The sequence below is a fragment of the Microvirga aerophila genome, assembly GCF_003332305.1.
GTDB lineage: Bacteria > Pseudomonadota > Alphaproteobacteria > Rhizobiales > Beijerinckiaceae > Microvirga > Microvirga aerophila.
Genome location: NZ_QOIO01000107.1, coordinates 1 through 7,908 on the forward strand (window position 1 = coordinate 1; position 7,908 = coordinate 7,908).

The 7,908-nt window shown below is 56.8% G+C and carries 10 protein-coding genes and 1 tRNA gene; 7 read left to right on the plus strand and 4 right to left on the minus strand.

All coding sequences use genetic code 11. The features are described from left to right. The first annotated feature begins 367 nt into the window (after window positions 1-367). From DRB19_RS27980 to DRB19_RS27995, 5 genes are all read left to right on the plus strand, one after another. On the plus strand, window positions 368-664 hold the full coding sequence (locus tag DRB19_RS27980; RefSeq protein ID WP_147023391.1) for a hypothetical protein: 297 nt from the start codon (window positions 368-370) through the stop codon (window positions 662-664). Between the two features lie 217 nt (window positions 665-881). After that, window positions 882-954, plus strand: a tRNA-OTHER gene (locus tag DRB19_RS30450). Window positions 955-1,230: 276 nt separating this feature from the next. Further along, complete coding sequence (locus DRB19_RS27985; protein ID WP_174800032.1) at window positions 1,231-1,449, plus strand: hypothetical protein; 219 nt, start codon at window positions 1,231-1,233, stop codon at window positions 1,447-1,449. A gap of 126 nt (window positions 1,450-1,575) precedes the next feature. Further along, window positions 1,576-3,258: a sensor histidine kinase gene (locus DRB19_RS27990; protein ID WP_162815925.1), complete on the plus strand. Its 1,683-nt coding sequence runs from the start codon at window positions 1,576-1,578 to the stop codon at window positions 3,256-3,258. 77 nt (window positions 3,259-3,335) lie between these two features. Next, window positions 3,336-4,025 carry a site-2 protease family protein gene (locus DRB19_RS27995; protein WP_210207550.1) on the plus strand — a complete coding sequence of 230 codons (690 nt, stop codon included), beginning with the start codon at window positions 3,336-3,338 and terminating at the stop codon, window positions 4,023-4,025. A 116-nt stretch (window positions 4,026-4,141) separates the two neighbouring features. On the opposite strand, the gene DRB19_RS28000 is transcribed toward DRB19_RS27995, so the two are convergent. The 3 genes from DRB19_RS28000 to DRB19_RS28010 all read right to left on the minus strand — a co-directional run bounded on the left by DRB19_RS28000 (window position 4,142) and on the right by DRB19_RS28010 (window position 5,337). Further along, the gene (locus DRB19_RS28000) at window positions 4,142-4,483 is read right to left on the minus strand and encodes a hypothetical protein (protein WP_114189254.1); all 342 of its coding nucleotides are present in this window, start codon (window positions 4,481-4,483) and stop codon (window positions 4,142-4,144) included. 188 nt (window positions 4,484-4,671) lie between these two features. Next, window positions 4,672-4,887, minus strand: a complete 216-nt coding sequence (locus tag DRB19_RS28005) for a hypothetical protein (RefSeq protein ID WP_114189255.1) — start codon at window positions 4,885-4,887, stop codon at window positions 4,672-4,674. Between the two features lie 183 nt (window positions 4,888-5,070). Then, window positions 5,071-5,337, minus strand: coding sequence for a CsbD family protein (locus DRB19_RS28010; RefSeq protein WP_373867466.1), 267 nt, complete (start codon window positions 5,335-5,337; stop codon window positions 5,071-5,073). Window positions 5,338-5,524: 187 nt separating this feature from the next. Between DRB19_RS28010 and DRB19_RS28015 the strand changes: the two genes are divergently transcribed. Beyond that, window positions 5,525-5,710: a hypothetical protein gene (locus tag DRB19_RS28015; RefSeq protein ID WP_114189256.1), complete on the plus strand. Its 186-nt coding sequence runs from the start codon at window positions 5,525-5,527 to the stop codon at window positions 5,708-5,710. Between the two features lie 41 nt (window positions 5,711-5,751). On the opposite strand, the gene DRB19_RS28020 is transcribed toward DRB19_RS28015, so the two are convergent. Next, window positions 5,752-5,946, minus strand: coding sequence for a YqaE/Pmp3 family membrane protein (locus DRB19_RS28020; RefSeq protein WP_114189257.1), 195 nt, complete (start codon window positions 5,944-5,946; stop codon window positions 5,752-5,754). A 467-nt stretch (window positions 5,947-6,413) separates the two neighbouring features. Here DRB19_RS28020 and DRB19_RS28025 point away from each other — a divergent pair, with 467 nt between their 5' ends. After that, window positions 6,414-7,889, plus strand: a complete 1,476-nt coding sequence (locus DRB19_RS28025; RefSeq protein WP_276330642.1) for an adenylate/guanylate cyclase domain-containing protein — start codon at window positions 6,414-6,416, stop codon at window positions 7,887-7,889. Window positions 7,890-7,908 lie beyond the last annotated feature (19 nt).

Here is a 7,908-nt window from a genome sequence, read left to right on the forward strand (position 1 = left end):
TCGACAATCTCACACCGGCCGACGTCTACTTCGGGCGCGGAGAAACCGTTTTGATGGAACGCGAAAGGATCAAACGATAGACCATCCAAACCCGCCGCTTGCAGCACCAGATGCAGGCCGCCTAATCTGAAACCCAGATGAGCCAGAGTCTCCCTTAGTTCAGCCCACCCGCTGTCTCAAAAACTCTGACGACAGACATGATGAGTATCGAAGGGCTAGAGCATCGGACGATTTGTCGGACCCGCTCCGTTCCTACCCCTGGCTAGCGGAGAAAGGTGGAGCGTCGTGGATCCGCTTTTTCGTCCGATGCTCTAGAGCCAGCTTCCTACAAGGTTACTGTCTGGGAGTCGCACATAAGCAAAGAAACTTGAAAACTGTCGTGGGTATCGCTGTTGATGCCGCTGCGGAGGTCACAGGTCGCGCTGGCGGGTCTGAAGACCTTATGGCGATAGACACTTCTCACTGGACTGAGGACCTTGAGAGACAGGCGATTGAGGCTCAGGAGAAGCTTGAGATACTCGTACCCGGCAGGCTTGAGATGTATCGGTCGTTTTCCTCCGAGTATCCAGATGGAAGGCGGCCACCCGTTCGGGAGGGCCTCTCGCGTCAACAACGACGCGCACTAGAGCGAGCCGAGCAGAAGGCCCAGAAGAAGTGGCTTTAGCGAGACACTTACGAGGCCGGGTGTTGTCACAGTTTGTGTCACAGCCCCACGGTTTCTGAGGCTTGTCTCACGAGGCCCTGAGGCACCAAAGGAAGCTTGAACGAAGGCTCCGGTTGCTCTAATTCTGAAGCGTGGCCGATGGGTTTTCCATTGGTTTCGGAAGGGATTAGGCGAATCCGCCTGATTCACCCGCTCCTAGCTGGATAGAGCGTGAAGGGCACCCTGCAAGGGTGTCCGACCCTGCCCTCCGAAGGCAAAGGTCACACGTTCGAATCGTGTCGGGTGCGCCACTCTTCTCAAGCAAAATCAGTAACTTAGATTGAGGACGGCCTCTACTTGCTGGCTGCGCTTTCCTCTAGTGTGCCAATGGTGTGCCAGAGTTGAGGCAGATCTACGCACCTAAACGTGGGCGACATAGGCTTTTCTTTCCGAGGCTTGCTGTCGAATCGGCCAATCAGGCGCAGTACACCCGGTGCCACCATTTGCTTCACAGCAGAGTTTCTTGCTTGGCTGGAATGGGCCTTCTATCCTATGGCTCAATCAAGAAGCCACGCAGGCTGGGGGCAATGGTCACAACGGCAAACTTCGGCTTTTTGGGCGCGCATGACGTGAACCTTGCCATTCTTGGTGGGTTGGCTGAACGCTACTTCCGAGACGACCCTCCGACCTCCCTGGTTAAGCTTCGTCAGTTTGCCGAACTTCTTGCCAAGCTGATTGCTGCCCATCGCGGAGCCTATTCCGGGGAGCGCGAGAGCTTCGAGGAGACCCTACGCCGTCTCTCATAAGAGCGCCTTTTGCCGCGAGAGGTGGCTATATCAACCTTGGATATGATCATGGTACTCCTTCGCTCATTGAGGTCCGACCTTCGCCCCTGAAGAGACCGGCCTAGACTATCGATGAGCCGGTCTTTCATGCTGCGACCCCGCTCGATCACCGGGCACCTTCGTCTATATGCCTTGGCGCTCACCTTCCCGATCTTGCTCGCGAGCAGTTTCATCGGATGGGCTTACCTGCGCCAGGAGGGGCAGCGCATCAACAGCTTGGCTGAGCGGCAGGCTCAAACCGTCGCCTTACAGATCGACAACCGCCTCGCTGCCTTCCAGGCCACTCTCAACGTGCTGTCGGCCAGCCCTACGCTGCTCGAAGGCGACATGGACGACTTTCGTTCTCGGCTTGAGCAGACAGGCCATCCATCGGATGTGTGGTTCACCGTTCGGGATGAGAACGGCCAACAATTGCTCAATACGAGCACACCCCGTGGATCACGCCTGCCCGCCTTTCTTGGGCGTGGTGACCCTGTGATCTTCACCGAAGGGCGTTCCTATACATCAGATCTAATCTGGGCACCCGTCACCAACCAGTGGGCGGTTACTCTCTCGGTTCCGGTTCGAGTGCCAGCCGTCACGGGCAAAGTCAGGTTTGCGCTCACCACGGGTGTTCCAGCCGCCTACTTCAGGAAGCTTCTGGAGGACGTGCCGCAAGGATGGATCGCTGCGATCAATGACCGCGAGGGTAGAATCCTTGCTCGGTCCAAGGCACATGATCAATCGGTTGGCAAACCCATGGCGCGGAGCGGATGGGAGATCACGAAGGATGTGCCTCCCGGCCAAGGCGGTCTCTGGCAGGACGTATACACATTGGAAGGAACGAAGGTCGTTGGCGCATACCATCGTATGGCCAGCACCGGCTGGCTGATCGGTGTCTCTGCCCTGCCGGAGGTCTATGAAGCGCCACGCCGAAACATCATCGCCATTGGCCTGACCCTCCTTTCGATGGCTCTGCTGCTGGCCTTAGCCCTCGCCTCCCTCATGGGGCAGCGGATCACCAGGGCCATCAATGTCTTGCAGGTCAAAGCAGCGGCTATGCGCGACATGAAGGTGATCGACGTTCCCAGCACGTCTTTGGACGAAGTGAACACTGTTGCCCAGATTATGCGGAACACGGCGCAAATCCTTCGCAAGCGCCAAGACCAACAGACCATTCTGATTCAGGAATTGAACCATCGGGTGAAGAATACGCTGGCCACAATCCAGGCAATCAGCCGGATGACGATCAGGAACTCACATGACATGGCTGCGTTTGAGCAAGCCTTTTCCGCCCGCCTGCTGGCCCTCTCAAACACACACAACTTGCTGACTGAATCAGCATGGTCCGGGGTGGAGTTGCGCGAACTGCTGACGAGAGAACTGGAGCCCTTTCGGGACGGGTCGCAGGTATTGCTGAGCGGTCCTTCCGTCGCTCTGACGAGTAAAGTGGCTATCGCGCTCGGGATGGCCATTCACGAGATGGCAACTAACGCGACAAAACACGGAGCCTTCCGGGCAGGTGGAGGAAGCGTCAGGATCAGTTGGTCGGTGTCGGACGAGAACCTTAGGCTGGAATGGCAAGAGAGGTGTGGCCATCCAATCGTGCCACCGTCACGTCAGGGCTTCGGCTCCCGCTTAATCCAGCAAACGATTGTCCGCGAACTTCAGGGCACCGTTGACACGATCTACAACAACGATGGCCTACAAGCCACGTTCACGATCCCTTTGAGCGTTGATGATAGTATGAAGGATCAGGCCGAGGCAGGCGTCGATCTGGAGCCAGCCTGAGCTTGCGACACCCGACGCATATTTAACTTGGTCGCGCCCAATGATGATCAACACGGCGCAACAAAGAGGATCATTGCTTGGACTTTCCTAGCACTATCTATTCGGCATCGACTTGGATTATCCCGATCCTCATCGCCATCACCTTCCATGAAGCAGCACATGCCTATGCCGCCTGGAAATTAGGGGACGACACAGCGCACCGCTTGGGCCGTGTCACATTCAACCCGCTGAAGCATGTGGACCTTTTCGGAACGATTCTTGTTCCTGCCCTGCTCTTCCTGACCAAGGCACCCTTCCTATTTGGATGGGCGAAGCCTGTCCCGGTAGCATTCGGACGCTTGGGCCATCCGCGCCGCGACATGGCAATTGTCGCCATTGCCGGGCCGCTGACAAATTTGACGCTGGCTTTTATATCGGCGGCTCTTTTTCGAACTGTCCCGCTGTTGCCGGAGGCAATAGCTCCCTGGCTGGTGAAGACCCTTTATCAGTCGATCCTGCTGAACCTGATACTGGCGATCTTCAATATGTTTCCCCTACCGCCTCTGTACGGAGGCCGTGTCGCCCTGAGCATTCTGCCCAAGGCTCTCGCGCGGCAATATTCAAAGCTGGAGCGGTTCGCCTTTGTGATTCTGCTGGGAATCATCTTCCTTCTGCCGATGCTAGGCAGGCAAATTGGAACCGACCTGAACCTCTTTCGGTGGGCTGTTGGTATTCCGCTCCGATGGCTGACCCCGTTCTTCCTAGCAGTAGCGGGGGTGGCTCAATAACGTCCGCAGAATATGGGTGGTCCAAGGAAGATGCCTCTCGACCATGTGGCACCTTCGGCCCTCATGAATTGAGCCCATATCCAATACATCACGCGGCGCATGCGGGCTCGTGGGGCTTAGCGTTTGAGATCTTTAGAGTCTTTGGCAGGGTAGACATTGGGACCTGCGGGCGGGTTCGATGAGCCGGTTGTTCCCGTCGTTGTCGGTCCTGTAGTCGTCCCCGCTGCTGTCCGGTTCACTCCGGCCACGTCAGAGGTTGTTGTCGCGCCTCGCTTCTTCTTCATGAAATACCAGACCGCAGCACCGATGATCGCGAGCAGAACCAGAAGCCACAGCCAGCCTAGTCCCCCGCCATCATCTGTCGCAGGAGGCGGTGTTGCGGGCGCTGGCGTCCCGGTGGTCTGCGCATAAGCGACTGAGGACACAAACAGGAAGGCCAAGGCGGGAATGCTCTTCATTGAATTCTCCTCCGCACCAGCAAGATCAACGAACTCTGAGCACTGAATCGCACAACCGCTACCGGTGCTCGGAGGCTGACGATCTTTCACGAGTGTGCTCCTCACTCAGGTGCGTGAGGAGCTTGATTAGGAAAGGGGCAGGCTCACTTCAAGGCTGCTGGAATCAGACAGCCGCAGCCTCGTAGAGACTAGCCGCTCTGCTGGAGACGCTTGGCCAAGAGTTGCTTAGCCCGATCCGCCCGCTGCTTTTCTTGCTGTTGAGCTTCGCGGAAGAAGGAGGCGAGATCCTGATCACCTCCAGCATCGTTGGCATACTGCTCGTACAGGTCTGCTCCTTGGAGAGCATGGTATAGGACGCTAACGAGATTGTAGGTGGCGTCTTTGGTGCCGGTGGTCTCAGCCATAGCAAGCCTCCTCTAGTGCACAGACAGTGGCGCAATACTTGGTTGCCAGGAAGGTTCCCGTACCATCCGGGTTGCCTTGGGGCAGAGGTCCCGAAAGTCCCTTCTATAGTCAAGCACTTGGGAGAGGCAGCATTCTTTACAAACGTTCATGACACATAAGTAAGAAGGGGGTCGCCCCCTTTGTCAGTCCTTCTTGAAGGCGTCTTTGACGGAATCCTTGATGCCGCCGATGGTGTTTTGGATCTTGCCTTCGGCCTGATCTGCCTTGCCTTCGGTCTGCATCTTGGAGTCACCGGTCACATTTCCGATGCCTTCTTTGACTTTGCCACCGATGTTCTTGGCGGAACCGTCAACTCGATTTTTATCAACCATAACTTCCTCCTCAGTTGCTGGTTCAACGTGCAGTGAGTTGAGCCGTTCCTGCGGCATGATGCGCTGACGGGTGCACATGACCCGACGCTGGAAACAACCTTCAACACGGCCACGGAGCGTGGGGAGTTCATCGCATAGGAGCCAACGAAGGAACTATGATGCGCTGGCTTATGGCTCCCATGCCCGTTCTGAAGAGCACTCAGACTAAGCCGAACAAGTTCCCCCTGTTCGTGATAGAGAGAAACAACGGTAACGGGGACATCCAATGCTCTATCTATCCGTCGTGTGGACGGTCATCGGCCTTGCTGCCATTGCTCGCTCCTACATCCTGCTCATGGGGGAGAATACACCTGACGCGCGCCGTAAGACCGCGACGACCACCCGTGTGGCTGGTTTCACCTTGATCGTCGTTGGCGCGATTCAGATGCTGGTCTGGGTGTTCACAGCCTGAAGCAGGTTAATGTCGTGGCAAGGGAGGTCTAATGCCGCCCCTTACCTATAGCGGACATCTTTTAACTCGCGCTCCTTCGCCCGCGAGGAGATAATCCAGACTGCATGGACGATGCCGGGGATGTACCCAAAGATCGTCAGCAGGATGTTGATCCAGAAATGCAGACCTAAGCCGACCGTAAGCAGAACCCCTATGGGCGGCAGCAGGATCGCCAAAATGACGCGGACAATGTTCAATATAGGTCTCCACGGCGCATGGGGCGGATGTTCCCGTCTGGATACCAACCAAGGCAGACAAATTGACGTTCCGCAGAGCGGCTGCGTTTGGGAAGGAACTCTCCACCGAACCAATACGATCCCAAGTGCAAGGCCCGGTTCACAGACGTTGAGGCGACCAGCCGCCCTCCCACTGACCTCCCGCCAATGATGCGGAAGCTGACGGTCATCAAGGGCGGAAAGGGTTAGGACTACGGCTACGTTTGAACAATCCCGCGCTCGCATGATCTGTCGATGAGGCCGTCTAGCCATCTTGCAGTCTGGACGCATCCCATCCTCAGGAACAGAATAAGTCCTGAACTGTCCGCTGGGGCATCATGGCTTCAAAAGAACACAAGGTTGAGCGGCATCTCGCAGCCATCTTGGCCGCTGACGTAGCGGGCTATTCGCGCCTGATGAGCTAGGATGAAGTCGGGACGCTCCGCACCCTGACTGCCCGCCGCGAGATCATGGACCAACTGATTGCGGAACATGGCGGGCGGATCGCCAATACGGCAGGCGACAGTGTTCTAGCGGAGTTCCCCTCCGCCGTCGATGCCGTCCAATGTGCCATGGAGGTCCAGAAGGCTCTCGGACACCTAAACGAGGGGGCCGCGCCTGAGAAGGCCCTGCGATTTCGGATTGGTATCCATGTTGGTGGTGTAATGGTCAGGGGTGGGGACCTCCTGGGCGATGGCGTCAACATCGCCGCGCGACTGGAAGGAATCGCTGATCCGGGTAGCGTGTGTATTTCCGAGGAAGCCTACGGGTATGTGCGAAAGGTTCTGCCCTACGCATTCGCAGATCTAGGACCACAGCAGGTCAAGAACATCGAGGAGTCCGTCAGAGCATATACACTCAAGGCAACTTCATCTGCCTCAGCCGGGACTGAGCGCGTCAAATCCCTTCCACTCCCTGACAAGCCTTCCATTGCCGTCTTGCCCTTCACCAACATGAGTGGTGATCCCGAGCAGGAATTCTTCGCGGATGGGATGGCAGAGGACATCATCACCGGTCTCTCCCGCCTGAAATGGCTATTTGTCATCGCCCGGAACTCAACCTTTACTTACAAAGGCAAGGCAGTCTTTACTTACAAAGGCAAGGCAGTCGATGTCCGACAGGTAGCTCGCGATCTAGGCGTTCGATACATCCTTGAAGGAAGCGTCAGGGCATCTGGCAAGCGGGTCCGCATCACCGGGCAGTTGATCGACGCAGGAACAGGCAAACACATCTGGGCTGAGAAATACGACCGCCAGTTGGATGACATCTTCGCTGTTCAGGACGAGATCACGGAGAGTGTCGTGGCGGCAATTGAGCCGCATCTGTATGCCGAGGAAGGTGCTCGTGTCACAGGCCAGCCACCTGAGACCGTCAGCACCTGGGGTCTTGTCGTCCGTGCCATCGGATTGGTTAGTAATCTTGACCAACGCGACAATGAAGAAGCTAGGTTGATACTCAATGGTGCAATCGCCCGCGAGCCAGTCTACGCGAAAGCTCATGCTATTCTGAGTTGGGCCGTTTGGTGGGCGGCATGGAACTACTGGCTGCCAGATGAAGGGCAAGGGTTTGAGCAGGCCAAACAACATGCTGAGCGGGCTCTAGCTCTTGACCCCAGCGAGCCGTGGGCTCGGATGATCTTGGGTTTGTGTCTAAGTTCTAACGGACAACATGAGAGAGCAATGCGCGAGCTTGAAGAAGCCCTTCGGCTTAATCCAAGCTTCGCTCTCGCGCACTCGATCTATGGTTGGGCTCTGGCCCGTGCCGGGAGATTCGATGACGCGGTAGACCAAACCCGGATGGCTATCCGATTAAGCCCCGCCGACACGTTTCTCAGCTTTTACGAGTTTCTTCATGGCTTCGCTCTCTTATACCAAGTCCCGCTGATCAGAACCGGTGCGCCCACTCCCGCAGGCCGAGGGACATGATCGTCCAGGGTCGATCCGT

Coding starts and splice junctions, on each gene's coding strand:
- DRB19_RS28005 (WP_114189255.1), bottom strand. CDS start 4,887: ATGGCTGAGACCACCGGCACCAAAGACGCCACCTACAATCTCGTTAGC.
- DRB19_RS27990 (WP_162815925.1), top strand. CDS start 1,576: ATGCTGCGACCCCGCTCGATCACCGGGCACCTTCGTCTATATGCCTTG.
- DRB19_RS28015 (WP_114189256.1), top strand. CDS start 5,525: ATGCTCTATCTATCCGTCGTGTGGACGGTCATCGGCCTTGCTGCCATT.
- DRB19_RS27985 (WP_174800032.1), top strand. CDS start 1,231: ATGGTCACAACGGCAAACTTCGGCTTTTTGGGCGCGCATGACGTGAAC.
- DRB19_RS28010 (WP_373867466.1), bottom strand. CDS start 5,337: ATGTGCACCCGTCAGCGCATCATGCCGCAGGAACGGCTCAACTCACTG.
- DRB19_RS28000 (WP_114189254.1), bottom strand. CDS start 4,483: ATGAAGAGCATTCCCGCCTTGGCCTTCCTGTTTGTGTCCTCAGTCGCT.